The 19,364-nt window shown below is 65.8% G+C and carries 19 protein-coding genes; 17 read left to right on the forward strand and 2 right to left on the reverse strand.

Annotation, left to right across the window (positions count from 1 at the left end; translation table 11 throughout):
- The first annotated feature begins 9 nt into the window (after window positions 1-9).
- Together C507_RS0110485 and C507_RS0110490 are read left to right on the forward strand one after the other, a co-directional pair.
- On the forward strand, window positions 10-900 hold the full coding sequence (locus C507_RS0110485) for an HpcH/HpaI aldolase/citrate lyase family protein (protein WP_018699650.1): 891 nt from the start codon (window positions 10-12) through the stop codon (window positions 898-900).
- A complete protein-coding gene (locus C507_RS0110490) occupies window positions 900-1,721 on the forward strand; it encodes an exodeoxyribonuclease III (protein WP_018699651.1) in 822 nt (273 codons plus the stop codon). Before C507_RS0110485 ends, C507_RS0110490 begins: the two co-directional genes overlap by 1 nt.
- Here the strand turns inward: C507_RS0110490 and gluQRS are convergent.
- Window positions 1,718-2,617 (reverse strand): tRNA glutamyl-Q(34) synthetase GluQRS, encoded by a 900-nt coding sequence (gluQRS, locus tag C507_RS0110495; RefSeq protein ID WP_018699652.1) that lies wholly within the window; start codon window positions 2,615-2,617, stop codon window positions 1,718-1,720. The two genes, C507_RS0110490 and gluQRS, sit on opposite strands and share 4 nt — an antisense overlap.
- A 179-nt stretch (window positions 2,618-2,796) precedes the next feature.
- On the opposite strand from gluQRS, the gene C507_RS0110500 reads away from it, so the two are divergent.
- The gene (locus C507_RS0110500) at window positions 2,797-3,438 is read left to right on the forward strand and encodes a DNA-3-methyladenine glycosylase family protein (RefSeq protein ID WP_026319000.1); all 642 of its coding nucleotides are present in this window, start codon (window positions 2,797-2,799) and stop codon (window positions 3,436-3,438) included.
- A gap of 87 nt (window positions 3,439-3,525) precedes the next feature.
- Here the strand turns inward: C507_RS0110500 and C507_RS0110505 are convergent, their stop codons facing one another.
- Window positions 3,526-3,780, reverse strand: coding sequence for a GlsB/YeaQ/YmgE family stress response membrane protein (locus C507_RS0110505; RefSeq protein WP_018699654.1), 255 nt, complete (start codon window positions 3,778-3,780; stop codon window positions 3,526-3,528).
- Window positions 3,781-3,933: 153 nt separating this feature from the next.
- Here C507_RS0110505 and C507_RS0110510 point away from each other — a divergent pair, with 153 nt between their 5' ends.
- From C507_RS0110510 to pnp, 14 genes are all read left to right on the forward strand, one after another.
- Window positions 3,934-4,587, forward strand: a complete 654-nt coding sequence (locus C507_RS0110510) for an alpha/beta hydrolase (protein ID WP_018699655.1) — start codon at window positions 3,934-3,936, stop codon at window positions 4,585-4,587.
- Window positions 4,588-4,705: 118 nt separating this feature from the next.
- Window positions 4,706-5,263 carry an HNH endonuclease gene (locus tag C507_RS0110515; RefSeq protein ID WP_026319002.1) on the forward strand — a complete coding sequence of 186 codons (558 nt, stop codon included), beginning with the start codon at window positions 4,706-4,708 and terminating at the stop codon, window positions 5,261-5,263.
- Between the two features lie 300 nt (window positions 5,264-5,563).
- Entirely contained in the window at window positions 5,564-6,334 is a 771-nt protein-coding gene (locus C507_RS0110525; RefSeq protein WP_018699658.1) for an SDR family NAD(P)-dependent oxidoreductase, read from the forward strand.
- A gap of 116 nt (window positions 6,335-6,450) precedes the next feature.
- The gene (locus C507_RS0110530; protein WP_018699659.1) at window positions 6,451-7,377 is read left to right on the forward strand and encodes an ABC transporter ATP-binding protein; all 927 of its coding nucleotides are present in this window, start codon (window positions 6,451-6,453) and stop codon (window positions 7,375-7,377) included.
- Entirely contained in the window at window positions 7,374-8,135 is a 762-nt protein-coding gene (locus C507_RS0110535) for an ABC transporter permease (RefSeq protein ID WP_018699660.1), read from the forward strand. The genes C507_RS0110530 and C507_RS0110535 overlap by 4 nt, the downstream gene beginning before the upstream one ends.
- 260 nt (window positions 8,136-8,395) lie before the next feature.
- The gene (rimP, locus tag C507_RS0110540) at window positions 8,396-8,956 is read left to right on the forward strand and encodes a ribosome maturation factor RimP (RefSeq protein WP_026319003.1); all 561 of its coding nucleotides are present in this window, start codon (window positions 8,396-8,398) and stop codon (window positions 8,954-8,956) included.
- A gap of 71 nt (window positions 8,957-9,027) precedes the next feature.
- Window positions 9,028-10,632 carry a transcription termination factor NusA gene (gene nusA / locus C507_RS0110545; RefSeq protein ID WP_018699662.1) on the forward strand — a complete coding sequence of 535 codons (1,605 nt, stop codon included), beginning with the start codon at window positions 9,028-9,030 and terminating at the stop codon, window positions 10,630-10,632.
- Between the two features lie 36 nt (window positions 10,633-10,668).
- Window positions 10,669-11,313 (forward strand): RNA-binding protein, encoded by a 645-nt coding sequence (locus C507_RS21050; RefSeq protein WP_018699663.1) that lies wholly within the window; start codon window positions 10,669-10,671, stop codon window positions 11,311-11,313.
- Window positions 11,314-11,363: 50 nt separating this feature from the next.
- A complete protein-coding gene (gene infB / locus C507_RS0110555) occupies window positions 11,364-14,357 on the forward strand; it encodes a translation initiation factor IF-2 (RefSeq protein ID WP_018699664.1) in 2,994 nt (997 codons plus the stop codon).
- A gap of 76 nt (window positions 14,358-14,433) precedes the next feature.
- Window positions 14,434-15,096 (forward strand): class I SAM-dependent methyltransferase, encoded by a 663-nt coding sequence (locus tag C507_RS0110560; protein WP_018699665.1) that lies wholly within the window; start codon window positions 14,434-14,436, stop codon window positions 15,094-15,096.
- A 31-nt stretch (window positions 15,097-15,127) separates the two neighbouring features.
- On the forward strand, window positions 15,128-15,517 hold the full coding sequence (rbfA, locus tag C507_RS0110565) for a 30S ribosome-binding factor RbfA (protein ID WP_018699666.1): 390 nt from the start codon (window positions 15,128-15,130) through the stop codon (window positions 15,515-15,517).
- Window positions 15,514-16,491: a tRNA pseudouridine(55) synthase TruB gene (gene truB / locus C507_RS0110570; protein WP_018699667.1), complete on the forward strand. Its 978-nt coding sequence runs from the start codon at window positions 15,514-15,516 to the stop codon at window positions 16,489-16,491. The genes rbfA and truB overlap by 4 nt, the downstream gene beginning before the upstream one ends.
- 232 nt (window positions 16,492-16,723) lie before the next feature.
- Window positions 16,724-16,993 (forward strand): 30S ribosomal protein S15, encoded by a 270-nt coding sequence (gene rpsO / locus C507_RS0110575; RefSeq protein ID WP_018699668.1) that lies wholly within the window; start codon window positions 16,724-16,726, stop codon window positions 16,991-16,993.
- A 212-nt stretch (window positions 16,994-17,205) separates the two neighbouring features.
- On the forward strand, window positions 17,206-19,335 hold the full coding sequence (pnp, locus tag C507_RS0110580) for a polyribonucleotide nucleotidyltransferase (protein WP_018699669.1): 2,130 nt from the start codon (window positions 17,206-17,208) through the stop codon (window positions 19,333-19,335).
- Window positions 19,336-19,364 lie beyond the last annotated feature (29 nt).

Genomic DNA, 19,364 nt, shown 5'->3' on the forward strand with positions numbered 1-19,364 from the left:
GGAGAGTTCATGACCGACATCCGCCCGCGCCGCAGTGTCCTCTACATGCCCGGATCGAACGCCCGTGCGCTGGAGAAGGCCCGCACGCTCGACGCCGACTGCCTGATCTTCGACCTGGAGGACGCCGTTTCCCCGGACCAGAAGGAGATGGCGCGTCAGCAGGTGCTCGCCGCCGTCAACGCGGGTGGCTACGGTCACCGCGAGGTCGTCGTGCGCATGAACGCGCTCTCGGCGCCCTGGGGCATCGGCGATCTGGAGGCCATCGCGGAGAGCAGGGCGGACGCAATTCTGGTGCCCAAGGCTGAGACGGTGGACGATGTCATGTCCATTGGTCGGATTCTGTCGCGGCTTGGCGCCCGGCCAGAGCTGAAGATCTGGCTGATGATGGAAACACCGCGCGCGGTCCTGAACGCCGGGTCCATCGCCGAGGCGGTCGAGGAGGATGCCGGCCGCCGGCTCGACGCGCTGGTCATCGGCACCAACGATCTTGCCAAGGAAACCCGCGCGCAGATGGTCCCGGGACGGGTAACGATGCTGCCGTGGATCGCCACCTTCGTGGCGGCGGCGCGTGCCAACGACCTGTCCATCATCGACGGCGTCTATAACGAGATGGACGACATGGCGGGCCTGACCGAAGAATGTCGCCAGGGCCGCGACCTGGGCATGGACGGCAAGACCCTGATCCACCCGAAGCAGATCGACGTCGCCAACCGCGTGTTTGCGCCGAGCGAGGCCGAGGTGGCCTGGGGCCGCAAGATCATCGCGGCCTTCGAGCAGCCGGAGAATGCAGGCCGGGGCGCGATCGCCCTGGACGGCAAGATGGTGGAGCGGCTGCACGCCGAGATCGCCGAAAAGACCGTCGCGCTGGCCGACGCCATCGCCGCCCGCGGGGCGGCCTGATGGTGGCAGCAAGCGGCGGCGACCGGCTGGTCGTCGCGACATGGAACATCAACTCGATCCGGGCCCGGATCGGGCTCGTGGAACAGTTCGTCTCCGCGCACCAGCCGGACGTGCTCCTCCTGCAGGAGACGCGCTGCCCGGATGCGCAATTTCCGACAGCTGCGCTGGAGAAGCTCGGCTATCCGCATGTGGTGGTGAATGGTCGCAAGGGCCATCACGGCGTCGCCATTGCCTCCAAGCGGCCGATCGAACGGGTCGGGCGGGAGAACCTCGCCGACATCGACGAGGGTCGGCACATCTCCGGACTGGTCGAGGTGGGCGGCAAGCCGACGGCCCTGCACTCGCTCTACATTCCGTCCGGCGGCGACGAGCCCGACCCGGATATCAACCCGAAGTTCAAGGCCAAGCTCGCCTATCTCGACGCCTTCGCGCCCTGGAGCGTGCTGGCCTCTGCCGAGCCAAGCCTGGTCGGCGGCGATTTCAACGTTGCGCCGTATCCCGAGGACGTCTGGTCCCACAGGCAGCTCCTCAAAGTCATCAGCCACACGCCGGAGGAGACGGAGCGGCTGGAGGCAGCACTCGTCGCCGGACGCTGGATCGACGTGGTGCGCCGGGACATGCCACCGCCGGAGAAGGTCTACACGTGGTGGAGCTACCGCAACCGCGACCACACCGTTTCCAACCGTGGCCGCCGGTTGGACCACATGTGGGCCTCACCGTCGCTGGCCGATCGGGTCGGAGCGGTGAAGGTGGTGGCCGAGGCGCGAAGTTGGGAGAAGCCGTCGGACCACGTTCCGGTGATCGTCACAATCGAGGGCTAATTCGCATCGATCGTCAGGCCGACCAGCCGGCGCACGTCGTCCGGTGTCGTGCCGCCGGCCCGGAGTTCCCGCAGGCTGGTTGCGCCGCAGGACTTGGACAGCTTGCGACCGTCCTCGCCGAGAATCAGCCGGTGATGGCGATAGGTCGGCACGGGCAGGCCGAGCAGCGCCTGCAGAAGCCGATGAATCGCGGTCGAGTGAAACAGATCGCGGCCGCGGATGACCTCGGTGATCGACTGCACCGCGTCGTCGACGACCACTGCGAGGTGGTAGCTGCCGGGAGCATCGCTGCGTCCGAGCACGATGTCGCCCCATATCGCGGGGTCGGCCTCGATGCGGCCGGTCTCACCGTCGGGGCCGAGACCGGTCTCGTGAAAGACGAGCGGCTCGTCCAGCCGGGCCAGTGCATCGACCATCCTCAGCCGGAGCGTGGCGGGGCGATTTTCTGCAACACGCTCTGCGATTGTTGCTGCGGGCAGGAATGCCTCGTCTGGGGGAACGTGCCATCCACCGTCCGGGTCGCGGCGCCAGGGCGCGCCGGCCTCCTGCGCCGCGGCTGCCGCTTCCGCGATCTCGCGCCGGCTGGCTACGGATCGGCGGACCAATCCCATGTCGGTCAGCCTCTGGAGGGCGGCGCCGTATTCGGCGAGGTGGTGCGATTCCCGCCGAACCTCCGGATCCCAGTGCAGGCCCAGCCAGGAAAGATCCTCGAAGATGGCCTGTTCGAATTCGGGTCGCGCTCGGCCCTGGTCGAGGTCATCGATGCGGATCAGAAAGCGGCCGTGCCCTGTTTCCGCAGCCTGCGCGTTGAGGATTGCGCTCAGAGCGTGACCGAGATGAAGATGCCCGTTCGGGCTCGGCGCGAAGCGGACGATCGGGGCTTTGGCTTCGGTCATCGGATCCGTCGCTGCGGGCGTGTCGAGACTTGAGCGGTAACGGGCCGGAAGGGACGATGGCAAGCACGGGACCGAAACGAGCCGCAACGGGGCGCAAGAAGACGCCGGCCACCAAACGCAAACCGGCGGCGCGGCGCGAGACTGTTGCAGTGGCGATCCCGCCGGCTCCGGCCGCGGGACTGAAGCCCATCGAGACGGAGACCGATCTCGCCGAGGGCGTGCAGGGTTTGATGGCGCTCGATCCGCGGCTTGATCCGATTCTCGCCGTCGCGGGTGAGGTGCCGCTTCGGCTGCGCCCACCCGGTTTCGAGGGGCTGTGCCGGATCATCGTTTCGCAACAGTTGTCGGTGGCGAGCGCCGCTGCCATCTGGACCCGGGTCGAAGCCGGTCTCGGCGAGGTCGAGGCGCACCGGATCACCGCGTGCGACGACGATGCGCTGCGCGCGATGGGATTGTCGCGGCCGAAGCTGAAGGCGCTGCGGGCTGTCGCCGAGGCAGTGGAGGGTGGTCTCGACCTTCACCGGGTGGCAACGCTTTCGGCCGAGGACGCCCATGCGTCGCTGTGCGCGGTCAAGGGTATCGGCCCGTGGACCGCCGACATCTATCTGCTCTTCTGTGCCGGCCATCCGGACATTTTCCCAGCGGGAGACCTGGCATTGCAGAACGCCGTGGCGGACGGCTTCGCGCTCAAGGCGCGACCGACCATCGGTGAACTTCAGGCGATCGCAGGCGCGTGGACGCCGTGGCGCGGCGTGGCGGCGCGGCTGTTCTGGGCCTTTTACAAGGCGCGCCGGGAGGGTCGGGAGGCGCTGCCGGTCTGACCCGGCCCAGCAGACCGGGCGGCAAACGAAAGGGGCACCGGCGTTGCCGATGCCCCTGTCGAAGCCTGGAGATGACTTGGTGCCTGATCAGCGGCGCAGCAGCCGGTAGATGAACAGCAGGATCAGCGCACCGACGATGGCGGTGATGATCGAGGCAAGCGAAAGACCACCGGTCACGCCGCCGACGCCGAGAGCGGTACCCACATAGCCGCCGACGAAGGCACCGGCGATACCGATCAGGATCGTGACGATGAACCCGCCAGGATCGCGACCGGGCATGATGAGCTTGGCAATGGCACCGGCGATCAGGCCGAGGATAATCCAGGAAATAATGGTCAGCATTCGGAGAGACCCCCTGTTTTCTTGACGGTGCGCAAACTCGTCCCGGGGCCTTTTGGTTCCAGAATTTGCACGCGCACCCATCCGTCACTTTATCCTGACGGACTTGCGTGAAAGTCTGCCGACAGCAAATGCCCAAGCCAACAAGGCAGAGCCATGATCACTCTCGACGGACCTCGCCTCCATCCGGCATCCGGCGAAGCGGCCCGCAGCCTGGTGGTGCTGCTGCACGGCTACGGCGCCGACGGCTCCGATCTCATAGCGCTGGCGGAGATGTGGGCAGGCGAGTTTCCCCACACGGCCTTCGTGGCTCCCGACGCTCCCGATCCGTGCGAGTTGGCTCCAATGGGCCGGCAGTGGTTTCCGCTGTCGCTGCGCGATCCGTCGGAATATTGGCGCGGCGTGACGGCGGCGGCCCCGGTCCTCGATCGCTTCCTGGACAGGGAGTTGGATGCGGCCGGCCTGACGGAGCGGGAGCTGATCCTGGTGGGCTTCAGCCAGGGCACCATGATGGCGCTGCACGTCGGATTTCGCCGTTCTAGGCCGCTCGCCGGGCTCATCGGTTATTCGGGCCGGCTGGCGGGTCCGGAACGCTTCGAATCGGAAACGGAGATCCGCTTTCCCGTCCTGCTCGTCCACGGCGAGGCGGACGATCTCCTGCCCAGCGAACTGACGTTGCAGGCAGAGGCCACGCTGGCGACGGCCGGTGTCGCCGTCCGCTCCCACGTGGAGCCGGGATTGGGGCACGGAATCAATGCGGTAGGGCTGGAGTTGGGGCGCGGTTTCCTGCGCGAATATTTGCCGGGCTGAAGACGCCGTCCGCGCCTCGCAGGCAAGACTCGTACTTCACATCAGTGACATAGAGCCTATACATAGTTCAGTCGCGCATCCGAGGTTGGCGAATCAACTGAGGTACGAGGGACATCGAGTGACCATAGCGGTATCTCCCGATGCGCACCCTACGTTGGTGCTGAACGCGGACTACAGACCACTGAGCTACTACCCGCTCTCTCTGTGGTCGTGGCAGGACGCCATAAAGGCCGTCTTCCTCGATAGGGTGAACATCGTCTCCGAATATGAAGCGGCGGTCCGAAGTCCGTCCTTCGAAATGAAGCTCCCCAGCGTCGTCTCGCTGAAAACCTATATCAAGCCTGCCCGACACCCCGCCTTCACCCGCTTCAACGTCTTCCTTCGCGACCGGTTCGAGTGCCAGTATTGCGGCACCCGCGAGGATCTCACCTTCGATCATTTGATTCCCCGGTCGAAGGGCGGTCTCACCCTCTGGGACAATGTCATCACGGCCTGTTCGCCCTGCAATCTGCGCAAGGCCAACAAATCCTGCCGCGAGATCGACATGTGGCCGCGGCAGATGCCCTTCCGGCCCACCGTCCAGGACCTCCACAACAACGGCCGGCTGTTTCCCCCGAACTATCTGCACGAAAGCTGGCTCGACTTCCTGTATTGGGATACCGAGCTGGAGCCTTAGGGCCAAATGGGTCATGGTCCGGCTCGACGCGGGACCGGCGACGTGCTGGACTCCGCCATCCGCGCGGAGCATACGGCGGGCGAGATGCCGTGCCGCGTTCCGCTCCGGCGATCGCTGATCGTGGCCGCCATTCGCGGGGCCCGGCCGGACATCCGGACCGGTTGAGGCCGACCGCAGACCATCGTTCATCCCGCGATCCGACCGCGGCGCCCCATCTTCGCAAGGGGCGCCGTCGCTTCCCGGATCCCGGAGGGGCGCGCCGCAACCGGCGCTGCCCAGCAGACTCAGGAGACTGTCTCAATGGATCTCGCCAGCCGTCTTTCCGGCCGCAGCGTTCTCGTCACCGGGGCCTCAAGCGGCCTCGGTGCGCATTTCGCCACCATTGCCGCGCGGTCCGGAGCGCGGGTCGCCGTTGCCGCCCGACGTCATGACCTGCTGGAAGGGCTCCTCGCCGAACTCAGCGAGGCGGGGGCCGCCGAGGCGATGGCAGTGGAACTGGACGTCACGTCGGAGGAGTCCATCGAGGCGTGCTGCGACACCGTCTTCCAGGCTTTCGGTGACCTCAACGTCCTTGTCAACAATGCCGGGATCGCCACGGAAGGCTGGGCCATCGACCAGTCCGCCACCGATTTCGACAATGTCATGGGCGTGAATGTGCGCGGCGTCTGGCTGACGGCGGTTGCAGTCGCGCGGCGCTGGCGGGATGCCAAGGCGGCAGGGACGGTGATCAATATCGCGTCGATCCTGGGAGATCGGGTCGCCACGGGCGTGGCACCCTATGCGGTCTCCAAGGCCGGCGTCATTCAGATGACCAAGGCTTTGGCGCTGGAGTGGGCCCGCAACGGCATTCGCGTGAATGCCATCGCGCCGGGTTATTTCGCCACCGATATCAATGCCGACTTCTTCGACAGCGACGCCGGACAGGGCATGATGAAACGCATTCCCATGCGCCGGATCGGCAACCTGGAGGAACTCGACGGGGTGTTCCTGCTGCTCGCCACCGATGCCTCGAGCTTCATGACGGGGGGCGTGATCCCGGTCGACGGCGGCCATCTCGTCTCGTCGCTCTGACCAGCCTCTGGCGGGGCGCCCCTTAAATTTGTACTGAACGGTCCTAAATAGACCCCGACGCGCGGTGGCAGGTCACCGCGCGGTTTGCTCTTTCCAGAGACAAGGCAAAACGCCGCATGCCTTCCGTCATTTCCGTCCAGGGCCTGTCCAAGGTCTACGAATCCGGTTTCGAGGCCCTGAAGTCGGTCGATCTCGATATCCAGAAGGGCGAGATCTTCGCGCTGCTCGGTCCCAATGGGGCCGGCAAGACAACGCTGATCTCCATCGTCTGCGGGCTGGTGAACAAGAGTGCCGGTTCGGTGCGCGTGGGTGGCCACGACATCGTGTCGGACTATCGCGCTGCCCGCTCGCTCATCGGCCTGGTGCCCCAGGAACTGACCACCGACCAGTTCGAGAAGGTGGAGGACACCGTCGCGTTCACCCGCGGTCTGTTCGGAAAGCCAAAGAACCCCGCCCACATCGAGCGGATCCTCAAGGACCTGTCTCTCTGGGACAAGCGGTCCAACCAGCTTCGCACCCTGTCCGGCGGCATGAAACGGCGCGTCATGATCGCCAAGGCGCTGTCGCACGAGCCGCAGATCCTGTTTCTCGACGAACCCACCGCCGGTGTCGACGTGGAGCTGCGTCGGGACATGTGGGACGTGGTTCTGCGCCTTCGCGAAGCCGGCGTGACGATCATTCTCACCACCCACTACCTGGAAGAGGCGGAGGAGATGGCCGACCGGATCGGCGTCATCTCCAAGGGCGAGATCATCCTGGTGGAGGAAAAGGCCGCGCTGATGCAGAAGCTCGGCCGCAAGCAGCTGACGCTCCTGCTGCAGGAGCCGCTGGCAGAGGTGCCGGCCGCGCTGTCGTCCTACGACCTGAGCCTGTCGGAGGACGGGACTGAACTCGTCTACACCTACGACACCCGCAGCGAGCGCACCGGCATCACCTCGTTGATGACCGATCTGCGCGACGCCGACATCCGTTTCCGCGATCTCTACACCGTGCAGAGCTCGCTGGAGGAAATCTTCGTCAATCTGGTGAGGGAACGGCGATGAACCTTCATGCCTCTGCCGCGATCTACCGCTTCGAGATGAACCGCACCGCACGGACGGTGCTGCAGAGCATCATCTCGCCGGTGCTGTCGACCTCGCTCTATTTCGTCGTCTTCGGCGGTGCGATCGGCTCGCGCATCCAGGAGGTCGATGGGATCAGCTACGGCGCCTTCATCGTGCCTGGCCTGATCATGCTGTCGCTCCTGACGCAGTCGGTGTCCAACGCCGCCTTCGGCATCTATTTCCCGAAGTTCACCGGCACCATCTACGAGATTCTTTCCGCGCCGATTTCCTACGCGGAGATCGTGCTCGGCTATGTCGGAGCCGCAGCCTCGAAATCGATCATCCTGGGGCTGATCATCCTGGCAACGGCGGCCCTTTTCGTGCCGATTCGCATCGAACACCCCTTCGTCATGCTGGCCTTCCTGGTCCTGACGGCGGTGACGTTCAGCCTGTTCGGCTTCATCATCGGCATCTGGGCGGACGGCTTTGAGAAGCTGCAGCTGATCCCGCTTCTCTTCATCATGCCGCTGACCTTCCTGGGCGGGACGTTCTACTCGATCTCGATGCTGCCGCCGATCTGGCAGAAGGTGACGCTGCTCAATCCGGTGGTGTATCTGGTCTCCGGTTTCCGGTGGTCGTTCTATGGGACGTCCGACGTGCCGGTGGCCATCTCGCTGGGCATGACCGTCCTGTTCATGCTGATCTGCATGGCGGTGATCTGGATCATCTTCCGCACCGGCTGGCGCCTGCGGCCCTGAGCGTCGGCGTCATCTTGCGTTTTGGGTCGTTTCCGCTATATTCGGTAGCGATCCGAACATCTCTATCGGCATCCTGACAGGTGCGGTGTGAGAGTGGGGGCCTCCCGGGCACCCGCTCTTTTTCGTTTATCCGGATCACGATTCGACGACAGGGCAGGGCCGCGACATGCGGCCCGACACGCCACAATGGCAATGGAGCGCGCGTGAGCGCAGACGACAAGCACGACAGCGAAACCGGGCCTGCCGACATCGAGGCGGCGATCGACGAGCCGCGCGTGGTCCGCGAGAGCGGGCTGGACGCGCGCGTTGCCGCCATCGTCGAGCCCGTCGTGGAAGATCTGGGATTCCGCCTCGTCCGCGTGAAGGTGACCGGCCTCAACGGCTGTACCCTGCAGATCATGGCCGAACGCCCGGACGGCACAATGACCGTCGATGACTGCGAGGACGTCAGCCGTGCCGTGTCGCCGGTCCTCGACGTCGAGGACCCGATCGACAAGGCGTACCATCTGGAAATCTCGTCGCCCGGCATCGACCGACCGCTGGTCCGCAAGTCGGACTTCGATCGCTGGATGGGCCACGAGACGAAGATTGAGCTGGCGCGCATGCAGGACGGCCGCAAACGCTTCCGCGGCATTCTTCTGGGCACGCGCGACGATGCCGTCGTGCTGAGGCTGGAAGACAAGAAAGCCGAGGAGGCGGAGGCGGTGCTGCCGCTCGAGGACGTGTCCGACGCTCGCCTGGTGCTGACAGACGCGCTGATCGACGAAGCCCTGAAGGCCGACAGCAAGGCGCGCAATGTGGGCGGCAACGACGACGCCTGAGGGTTTCGCCGGCTCGCACGGGACTGGAATTGGCCTCGCCGCTCGCAGGCCGATCGGAGGAAGAAAAGACAATGGCCGTTAGTGCAAACCGCCTCGAACTTCTGCAGATCGCCGATGCGGTCGCCCGCGAGAAGTCGATCGACCGCACCATCGTGATCGCGGCGATGGAAGACGCGATCCAGAAGGCGGCGCGCTCCCGCTACGGTTCCGAAACCGAAGTCCGGGCCGAGATCAACCCGAAGACGGGCGACATCCGGCTGCAGCGCCTGCTGGAAGTGGTCGAGGAGGTCGAGAACCCGACGACCCAGGTCGATCTCGACGAGGCCCGCCATCGCAATCCCGCGGCCCAACTCGGCGACTACGTCTCCGAGCCGCTGCCGCCGATCGATTTCGGCCGGATCGCCGCCCAGTCGGCCAAGCAAGTGATTGTCCAGAAGGTGCGCGAAGCCGAGCGCGATCACCAGTATGACGAGTTCAAGGATCGCATCGGCGAAGTCGTCAACGGCGTCGTCAAGCGCGTCGAGTATGGCAACGTCATCGTCGATCTGGGGCGCGGCGAGGCCATCGTGAAGCGCGACCAGCTGATCCCGCGTGAACTGTTCCGCAACGGCGATCGCGTGCGCGCCTACATCATGGACGTGCGCCGCGAGCAGCGCGGTCCGCAGATCTTCCTGTCGCGCACCCACCCGCAGTTCATGTCGAAACTGTTCCGCCAGGAAGTCCCGGAGATCTACGACGGCGTTATCGAGGTGAAGTCGGTGGCCCGCGATCCGGGCAGCCGCGCCAAGATTGCGGTGGTGTCCAACGATTCGTCCATCGATCCCGTGGGCGCCTGCGTCGGCATGCGCGGCAGCCGTGTCCAGGCGGTCGTGCAGGAGCTGCAGGGCGAGAAGATCGACATCATTCCGTGGAATCCGGATGCGGCGACCTTCATCGTCAATGCGCTGCAGCCGGCCGAGGTGGCGAAGGTCGTTCTCGATGAGGACGCCGAGCGCATCGAGGTCGTGGTGCCGGACGAGCAGCTGTCGCTGGCCATCGGCCGGCGTGGCCAGAATGTTCGGCTGGCTTCGCAGCTTACCGGCTGGGACATCGACATCCTGACCGAGCAGGAGGAGTCGGAGCGCCGCCAGAAGGAATTCCAGGAGCGCACCGCGCTGTTCGTGGAAGGCCTCAATGTCGACGAGGTGGTCGGCCAGCTTCTCGCGTCCGAGGGCTTCACCTCGATCGAGGAAGTGGCCTACGTGGAACTCGACGAGATCGCCTCCATCGAGGGCTTCGACGAGGAAACGGCAGAAGAGATCCAGGCCCGGGCGCGGGAGCATCTCGAAGAGCGTGAGCGTCAGCTCGACGAAGAGCGTCGCGGGCTGGGCGTGGCCGACGAGGTGCGTGAAATTCCGGGCATGACCACTGCCATGATGGTTGCGCTGGGCAAGGACGACATCAAGACGGTGGAGGATCTCGCCGGATGCGCCACGGACGACCTGGTCGGCTGGGTGGAGCGCAAGCAGGGTGAGGTCGAGCGTCACGCCGGCGCGCTGTCGGAGTTCGACGTGAGCCGGGCCGATGCGGAACAGATGATCATCGCGGCTCGCCTGGCCATCGGCTGGATTACCGAAGCAGACCTCGCCGAGCCGGAGACGGAAGGCGAAGAGGCGGACGCGGCTGCCGAGGAGTAGGGGCGAACGCGTCGACGACGCTGGCGGGGAGCGGAGATGCCGCGCAAGAACGGACCCGTCGAGCGCCACTGTCTCGTCAGCCGCTCGGTTTTTCCGGTGGACCGGATGATTCGGTTCGTCTGCGATCCGGATGCACGCGTCGTGCCGGATCTGAAGGGCGATCTGCCGGGCAGGGGCGTGTGGGTGATTGCCACACGCGACGCGGTTGAAGAAGCGGAGCGGAAGCGTCTATTCTCGCGCGGGTTCAAGGCGCAGGTCACGGTCGAACCGGGCCTGGCCGACCGCATCGAGGCGCTCCTTGAGGAGCGCGCGCTGTCGTCGCTGAGCCTTGCCCGCAAGGCGGGACTGGTGGTCGATGGCTTCGCTTCGGTGGAGGCCTCGATCGGCGGAGACACGCTGGCCTGTCTCGTGGAAGCGCGTGACGGGGCAGCAGACGGACGCCGCAAGTTGTTGCAGGCCGTCAAGCGGCGCTTTGGTGATTCCGAGGCGCTTCCACTTGTAGCGAGTTTCGACGCGTCCCAATTGAGTTTGGCATTGGGCCGCGGTCATGTGATACATGCGTGCCTGAAATCGGGCCGGGCAAGCACCGGGTTTCTCGAACGCGCAGATCGACTTGAACGCTTCCGGACGGGCCGTGACGCGAAGGCGCCCCTGTTCGAGCGTGCGGATATTGGTTTATAGCGGACGCACGGCCAAGGCGTTTGGCCCTGGCCGTAGGATCGAAGGCAAGTATGAGCGACACGAATAACACCGGCGACAAGACCCTGGGCGTTGAGCGCAAGAAGACCCTTTCTCTCCGTCGTGGAGTGGAGCAGGGCACCGTGCGCCAAAGCTTCAGCCATGGGCGGTCGAAGGCGGTCGTTGTTGAGAAGAAGAAGCGTCGGGTCGTCGTTCCCGGCTCGCCGGAGGCGCGTGCCCAGGAGGCCGCCGCCGCCGCAAAGGCAAGCGAGCAGGCCGCCGAGCAGAAGGTCGCCGAGCAAAAGGCGGCTGAACAGCGGGCAGCCGAACAGCAGGCCGCCGAGCAGAAGGCTGCCGAGCAGAAGGCCGCCGAGGCGGCCGCGGCTCCCGAGCCTGCACCGGCTCCGGAGCCTGCGCCTGTGGACGAGCCGCTTGCGGCCAAGGAGCCCTCGGAGGCCCCCGTCGAGGTGAAGGCGTCCGCTGCTTCTGCGCCGAGCGAGCCCGCGGCCGCGCCCGTGGAGGCGAAGGCCCCGCCGGCGCCGGAACCAACACCGGCTCCGGCCGCTGCACCGGCTGCGCCTGCCGCTCCCAAGGCGAAAGCCAAGGCCCCGGCGGCCGCTCCGTCGCGTCCCGATCGCCGGTCCGACCAGCCGCAGCGCTCGCGCGGCCGTGACGACAACCGTCGCGACGGCGGCCAGCGCGGCGCCGGCCGTGGCCAGATCCACCGCACCCTGACGGATCAGGAATCCAGGGCCCGTGCCGCGGCGCTCGCCGAGGCGCGCACCCGCGAGGATGATGATCGTCGCCGTGCCGAGGAGGAAGCCCGCAAGGAGCGGGAGGAACTCGATCGCATCCGGCGCGAGCAGGCCGAGGAAGCCGAGCGCAAGCGCGAGGAAGAGGTCGCCCGCAAGAAGGCTGAGGAAGAGGCCGCCAAGCGCGCTGCCGAAGAGCCCAAGGTCTCCCCGGCCGACGTCGAGGCCGCGATGCCGCCCGCCGATGGCGAGGGCAAGAGCGACCGTCGCTCCGCGAAGGCCGACGACGGCGGCGCCCCTCGCCGCAAGACCCAGGCCGAGCTCGACGACGAGGAGTCGGAGAAGGCAAAGGCCAAGCGTGGCGCGCGCGGTGCCGCTCCCTCCAAGCCGGCTCCGAAGACCGACGACCGGCGCCGCACCAAGCTCACGATCACCACCGCTCTCGAAGACGACGACGAGCGCGGCCGCAGCCTCGCGGCCATGCGTCGCCGCCGCGAGAAGGAAAAGCGGGCGGCCCAGTCCGGTCCCCGGGAGAAGATCGTCCGCGAGGTCATCCTGCCGGAGACGATCACCATCCAGGAGCTGGCGAACCGCATGGCGGAACGCGGCGTGGACGTCATCAAGCTGATGATGAAGCAGGGTCAGATGCACAAGATCACCGACGTGATCGATGCGGACACGGCCGAGCTCATCGCCACGGAGATGGGGCACACCGTGAAGCGCGTGTCGGAGTCCGACGTCGAGGACGGCATCTTCGACCAGCCGGACGACGATGGCGTGCTGGAGACCCGTCCGCCGGTCGTGACCATCATGGGCCACGTCGATCACGGCAAGACGTCGCTGCTGGACGCGCTGCGCAAGGCCAACGTCGTGTCCGGCGAAGCCGGCGGCATCACCCAGCACATCGGTGCCTACCAGGTCGAGCAGGACGGTCAGAAGATCACCTTCCTCGACACGCCGGGCCATGAGGCGTTCACGTCGATGCGTGCCCGTGGCGCCACCGCCACCGACATCGTCATTCTCGTGGTGGCCGCCGACGACGGCGTCATGCCGCAGACGGTGGAGGCGATCGCCCACGCCCGCGCGGCAGAGGTGCCGATCATCGTGGCCATCAATAAGATCGATAAGCCGGGCGCCGATCCCAGCCGGGTCCGCACCGAACTCTTGCAGCACGAGATCGTGGTGGAATCGATGGGTGGCGACACCCTCGAGGTCGAGGTGTCGGCACTCAAGCAGACCAACCTCGACAAGCTTCTCGACGCGATCCTGCTGCAGACAGAAGTGCTGGAGCTGAAGGCGAACCCCGACCGTGTGGCCGAAGGCATCGTCATTGAGGCCCAGCTCGACCGCGGCCGTGGCCCGGTCGCGACCGTCCTGGTCCATCGCGGTACGCTTCGGGTTGGCGACATCGTCATTGCCGGTACCGAATGGGGCCGCGTGCGTGCCCTGATCAACGATCGCGGTGAGCAGGTGAGTGAAGCCGCTCCGTCCATGCCGGTCGAGGTGCTCGGCCTGCAGGGGACGCCGCACGCCGGCGATCGCTTTGCGGTGGTCGAGAACGAGGCCCGCGGTCGCGAGATCGCCGAGTACCGTCAGCGCGTGCGTCGCGAGAAGCAGTCGGCCAAGCCGATCGCCCGCGGCTCGCTCGAGCAGATGATGAGCGACCTGAAGCTGGCGGGCCGGGCCGAGTTCCCGCTGGTTATCAAGGGTGACGTGCAGGGCTCTGTCGAGGCGATCATCGGTGCGCTTGAGAAGCTCAACACCGACGAGGTGGCGGCGCGCGTCCTGCATTCCGGCGTCGGTGCGATCACCGAGTCCGACATCACGCTGGCGGAAGCTTCGGGCGCGGCCATCATCGGCTTCAACGTCCGCGCCAACCGTCAGGCCCGCGATGCGGCCGACCGGGCCGGCGTCGAGCTTCGCTACTACAACATCATCTACAACCTGGTGGATGACGTGAAGGCGGCGATGTCGGGCATGCTTTCGCCGGAGCGTCGCGAGACCTTCCTTGGCAATGCCGAGATCCTCGAGGTCTTCAACATCACGAAGGTCGGCAAGGTCGCGGGTTGCCGCGTCACCGAAGGCATGGTGGAACGGGGCGCTTCCGTCCGGCTGCTGCGCGACAACGTGGTGATCCACGAGGGCAAGCTCGGCACGCTCAAGCGCTTCAAGGACGAGGTCAAGGAAGTCCAGTCCGGTCAGGAGTGCGGCATGGCCTTCGAGAAGTACGAAGACATCCGTGCCGGCGACGTGATCGAGTGCTACCGGGTCGAGGAAGTGGCGCGGTCGCTTTAGGCGCCGCGCTTCTCAGGACCGGCGGTTCCGCTCAAGGACCGCCGGCGCCGGCGGGTGAGGTGGGGACGGTTTCCAGATGCTGGATTTCAGCCCCACGTCACCGACCAATTCCTTCCGCGCGAAGCGCTTCCGGCTGTTCCGCGATCTGGTCGACGCTGTCGTGAAGGCCAAGCCGGCTGGCGAGATCTGCCGGATCGTCGATGTTGGTGGGACGGTGGACTACTGGGAGGTCTTCGGATCGGAGCTCCCCTGGGATCGCCTTTCGGTCACGGTGACGAACCGGGTCGCAATCGCCTCCAGCAGTGAGCGGATCAACACCCAGGTCGTCGATGCGCGTGACATGTCCGAATTCGAGGACAGCAGCTTTGACATCGTCCATTCCAACTCTGTCATCGAGCATGTCGGAGGATGGCGGGAGATGATGGCAATGGCCGCGGAGGTCGGTCGGCTCGCGCCCGCCTATTTCGTCCAGACGCCCTATGTCTGGTTTCCAATCGAACCGCACGCGCGCACGCCGTTCCTGCAGTTTCTGCCGGAACCGCTGCGCTATCGCCTCTTTCTGATGCGCCGAAACGGCTACTATCCGAAGGCGCGGGACGTGTCCCACGCCATGTTGCTGATGCAGGATGCGAGACTGCTCGACCGGACCCAGATGCGGGCGCTTTTCCCCGATGCCGAGCTTCGGGTGGAACGGGCGTTCGGACTGATCAAGTCGCTGATCGCCATCCGGCATCCCTGACGAAACCACGAACCACAGACCAAGTTACCCGATGACCCTGTCCCAACGTCAGCTGCGGGTCGGCGAGCTCGTCCGCCACGCCCTATCCGATGTCTTCATGCGCGGCGACGTGCATGGCCTTGGGGTGCCGAGCCATCTCGTCACCATCCCCGAAGTTCGCATGACGCCCGACCTGAAGGTCGCCACTGTGCTCGTGATGCCGCTCGGCGATACGCTCGACCGGAATCGTACGGTCAAGGCGCTCGAGGCCGGCCGCAAGCAGATCCGTGGAACGCTTGCCAAGCGGGTCGAGCTGAAATTCGTTCCCGACCTCCGCTTCGTCATCGACACCCGGTTCGACGACGATGACCGGATCAACGATCTCTTGGAAGACCCCGACGTGCGCAAGGACATCGACGGGGATGCGGAGGAAGGGCAATGAGCGCCGAGCCGCTCGAACGCCAACCGCGCAAGAAGGGCGGCAAACCGCCCCGCAAGAAGCGCGACGTCAACGGCTGGCTGGTCCTCGACAAGCCGGTGGGTCTGACGTCGACGGAGGCGTTGGGCGCGGTGAAGCGGCTGTTCAAGCCGCAGAAGGCCGGTCACGCCGGTACGCTCGATCCGTTGGCCTCGGGTCTGCTCCCGATCGCCTTCGGTGAAGCCACGAAGACGGTTCCCTACGTGGTGGACGGGCGAAAGGTGTACCGGTTCACGGTGCGCTGGGGTGAGGCGACGGAGACCGACGACACCGAGGGCGAGGTGGTCGAGACCTCTGACGTGCGCCCGACCGTGGAACAGATCGAGGCCGTGCTGGAGCAGTTCATCGGCGACATCGAGCAGGTGCCACCGCGCTATTCGGCAATCAAGGTCGGCGGCGAGCGCGCCTATGATCTCGCCCGCGATGGCGAGACAGTGGAACTCGCTGCACGCACCATCACCGTCTACGACCTGCGGCTGGTCGAGGTCCCGAGCGCGGACGAGGCCGTTTTCGAGGCCGAGTGCGGCAAGGGTACATACGTGCGCGCCATCGCCCGCGACATGGGACAGGCGCTGGACACGTGCGCGCACGTGGCGGGCTTGAGGCGGCTGCTGGTCGGTCCCTTTTCGGAAGACGACATGATCACCCTCGACGAACTGCGCGAAATCGCGGCTGAGGAGGATGGGGAGGCGCAGCTGGACACCGGGCTGCGCGGTGTCGAGACGGCTTTCTACGCGCTTCCCGAGGTCGTGATTACCGGATCCGACGCCGGGCGCCTGCGTCGCGGCCAGGCCGTCATCCTCCGCGGACGCGACGCGCCTGTCGTCACGGGCGAGGCCTATGCCACGGCGGCGGGCCAACTCGTGGCGCTCGGCGAGGTCGATCAGGCCACGTTTCACCCGCGCCGCGTGTTCCGCCACACCGAGCCCCGGCGCTGAGTGCGCTTCAGCCCGCTCACACGGAATTCTCTGGCCTAGGGGCACGGAATTGCGTATGAGTGCGGCCGTGAGCCGGGGAGCGCTGCTTCCCGGCCGCAACGCATTGGGCGACCACGCTGGACGACATCCCGGCATTGGCCGCCCGCGGGACGCACAGGCAACCGCGCCTGCGTCCCCTGTTCCCCGCAAGACAGGTCGGCCGCCCCGCGGCCTGCCAATAGAAAGGACCACGATGTCGATCACCACCGAACGCAAGCAGGAACTGATCAAGGAATACGGCAAGACCGATGGAGATACCGGTTCGGCTGAAGTCCAGATCGCCATCCTGACCGAACGGATCATCAATCTGACCGAGCACTTCAAGACGCACGCCAAGGACAATCATTCCCGGCGCGGCCTTCTGAAGCTCGTCAGCCAGCGGCGTCACCTCCTCGACTATCTCCGGAACATCGAGGAAAGCCGCTACCAGGACGTGATCAAGCGTCTCGGCATCCGCCGCTAAGGCAGCGTTTGCTCTCGGCTGCGGGGGGTGGACGCCGTCCCCCGCGCCAGACCGACCAACGGATCAACGCCGTGGCCATGGGGCAGGATCGCACGGCAAAGGGGTAGGGCCATCGCTCACGCAGTCTCGCTGACTAGGGATGGAGCCGCTCCTGTGTCGTGCCGTCTTGCCCATGGTCCGTCGTGCCGTTTCCGCATGACGAAAGGATAACCATGTTCGAGATCTACAAAGAGACGATCGACTGGGGCGGACGTCCGCTCACGCTCGAGACGGGCCGTGTCGCGCGCCAGGCCGATGGCGCCGTGCTCGCCACCTACGGCGAGACCACCGTTCTCGCGACTGTCGTGTCCGCGAAGGAGCCGAAGCCCGGCTTCGATTTCTTCCCGTTGACCGTCAACTACCAGGAAAAGGCCTTCGCGGCCGGCCGCATCCCGGGTGGCTTCTTCAAGCGCGAGGGCCGTCCGAGTGAGCACGAGGTCCTGACTTCGCGCCTCATCGACCGCCCGATCCGTCCGCTCTTCGCCGACGGCTACAAGAACGACACCCAGGTGATCATCACCGTGCTGTCGCATGATCTGGAGAACGCTCCGGACATGGTGGCGATGGTCGCGGCCTCTGCCGCGCTGACGCTGTCCGGCGTGCCGTTCATGGGCCCGATCGGTGGTGCCCGCGTCGGCCTGATCGACGGCGAATTCGTGCTGAACCCGGAAGTCGACCGGATGGTCGATTCCAAGCTCGACCTCATTGTCGCCGGTACCGGCGAAGCGGTGCTGATGGTCGAGTCGGAAGCCAAGGAACTCTCCGAGGAGGAGATGCTCTCCGCGGTCATGTTCGGCCATCGCGGCTACCAGCCGGTGATCGACGCGATCATCCGCCTCGCAGAGAAGGGCGCCAAGGAGCCCCGCGAGCACAACGTTCCGGACATGTCGGCGGTCCAGTCCAAGGTGAAGGAGCTTGCCGAAAGCGAGCTGCGCGCCGCCTACAAGATCCCGGTCAAGTTCGAGCGTCGCGACGCGATCGCGGCCGTGAAGGACAAGGTCGTCGCCGCGCTCTGCACCGAGGAAGGCGCAGCCGGCGGCGAGGTCTACACCAAGGAAGCCGTCGGCGCTCAGTTCAAGGCTCTTGAGGCTGCGATCGTCCGCAACCAGATCCTGGACGACAAGATCCGCATCGACGGCCGTGACTTAGAGACGGTTCGCCAGATCCAGTCGGAAGTCGGCATGCTGCCGCGCACGCACGGGTCCGCGCTGTTCACCCGCGGCGAGACCCAGGCGATGGTCGTGACCACGCTCGGTACCGGCGACGACGAGCAGTTCGTCGACGCGCTGGAGGGGACCTACAAGTCTACCTTCATGCTGCACTACAACTTCCCGCCCTTCTCCGTGGGCGAGACGGGCCGCATGGGTTCGCCCGGCCGTCGCGAAATCGGCCACGGCAAGCTCGCCTGGCGCGCCATCCATCCGGTGCTGCCGCTGCATCACGAGTTCCCGTACACTCTGCGTGTCGTCTCCGAGATCACCGAGTCCAACGGCTCGTCCTCGATGGCCACGGTCTGCGGTACGTCGCTTGCCCTGATGGATGCCGGCGTTCCGCTGAAGCGTCCGGTGGCCGGCATCGCCATGGGCCTGATCAAGGAAGGCGAGCGCTTCGCGGTGCTCTCCGACATCCTGGGCGACGAGGATCATCTCGGCGACATGGACTTCAAGGTGGCCGGTACCGAGGCGGGCGTGACCTCGCTTCAGATGGACATCAAGATCGACGGCATTACCGAAGAGATCATGAAGGTGGCGCTGGAGCAGGCGAAGGCCGGCCGCTCGCACATTCTGGGCGAGATGTCGAAGGCCCTCACCGAGGCCCGCACGGACCTTGGCGAGTACGCTCCCCGCATCGAGGTGATCAACATCCCGGTCGACAAGATCCGCGAAGTGATCGGTTCGGGCGGCAAGGTCATCCGCGAGATCGTCGAGAAGACTGGCGCCAAGGTCGACATTTCCGACGACGGCACGGTCAAGGTGGCGTCTTCCGACGGCAAGGCGATCACCGCCGCGCTGAACTGGATCAAGGGCATCGCCGCCGAGCCGGAAGTGGGCGTGGTCTACGAGGGCACGGTCGTGAAGACCGTCGACTTCGGCGCCTTCGTGAACTTCTTCGGCTCCCGTGACGGCCTGGTGCACATTTCCCAGCTGACCAACGGTCGGCCGGAAAAGGTCACCGACGTGGTCAAGGAAGGCGACAAGGTCTGGGTGAAGCTTCTCGGCTTCGACGAGCGTGGCAAGGTCCGCCTGTCCATGAAGATCGTCGACCAGGAGACGGGCAAGGAGATCGCGCCCGACGCGGCCTGATCGCCCGGATCATCCGGTAAGAGACGAGA

The organism is Amorphus coralli DSM 19760 (assembly GCF_000374525.1).
Lineage (GTDB): Bacteria > Pseudomonadota > Alphaproteobacteria > Rhizobiales > Amorphaceae > Amorphus > Amorphus coralli.

Bases quoted from the DNA above. Each gene is read 5' to 3' on its own strand.
- C507_RS0110485 (WP_018699650.1), top strand. From the start codon at position 10: ATGACCGACATCCGCCCGCGCCGCAGTGTCCTCTACATGCCCGGATCG.
- C507_RS0110490 (WP_018699651.1), top strand. From the start codon at position 900: ATGGTGGCAGCAAGCGGCGGCGACCGGCTGGTCGTCGCGACATGGAAC.
- gluQRS (WP_018699652.1), bottom strand. From the start codon at position 2,617: ATGACCGAAGCCAAAGCCCCGATCGTCCGCTTCGCGCCGAGCCCGAAC.
- C507_RS0110505 (WP_018699654.1), bottom strand. From the start codon at position 3,780: ATGCTGACCATTATTTCCTGGATTATCCTCGGCCTGATCGCCGGTGCC.
- C507_RS0110510 (WP_018699655.1), top strand. From the start codon at position 3,934: ATGATCACTCTCGACGGACCTCGCCTCCATCCGGCATCCGGCGAAGCG.
- C507_RS0110525 (WP_018699658.1), top strand. From the start codon at position 5,564: ATGGATCTCGCCAGCCGTCTTTCCGGCCGCAGCGTTCTCGTCACCGGG.
- C507_RS0110530 (WP_018699659.1), top strand. From the start codon at position 6,451: ATGCCTTCCGTCATTTCCGTCCAGGGCCTGTCCAAGGTCTACGAATCC.
- C507_RS0110535 (WP_018699660.1), top strand. From the start codon at position 7,374: ATGAACCTTCATGCCTCTGCCGCGATCTACCGCTTCGAGATGAACCGC.
- nusA (WP_018699662.1), top strand. From the start codon at position 9,028: ATGGCCGTTAGTGCAAACCGCCTCGAACTTCTGCAGATCGCCGATGCG.
- C507_RS21050 (WP_018699663.1), top strand. From the start codon at position 10,669: ATGCCGCGCAAGAACGGACCCGTCGAGCGCCACTGTCTCGTCAGCCGC.
- infB (WP_018699664.1), top strand. From the start codon at position 11,364: ATGAGCGACACGAATAACACCGGCGACAAGACCCTGGGCGTTGAGCGC.
- C507_RS0110560 (WP_018699665.1), top strand. From the start codon at position 14,434: ATGCTGGATTTCAGCCCCACGTCACCGACCAATTCCTTCCGCGCGAAG.
- rbfA (WP_018699666.1), top strand. From the start codon at position 15,128: ATGACCCTGTCCCAACGTCAGCTGCGGGTCGGCGAGCTCGTCCGCCAC.
- truB (WP_018699667.1), top strand. From the start codon at position 15,514: ATGAGCGCCGAGCCGCTCGAACGCCAACCGCGCAAGAAGGGCGGCAAA.
- rpsO (WP_018699668.1), top strand. From the start codon at position 16,724: ATGTCGATCACCACCGAACGCAAGCAGGAACTGATCAAGGAATACGGC.
- pnp (WP_018699669.1), top strand. From the start codon at position 17,206: ATGTTCGAGATCTACAAAGAGACGATCGACTGGGGCGGACGTCCGCTC.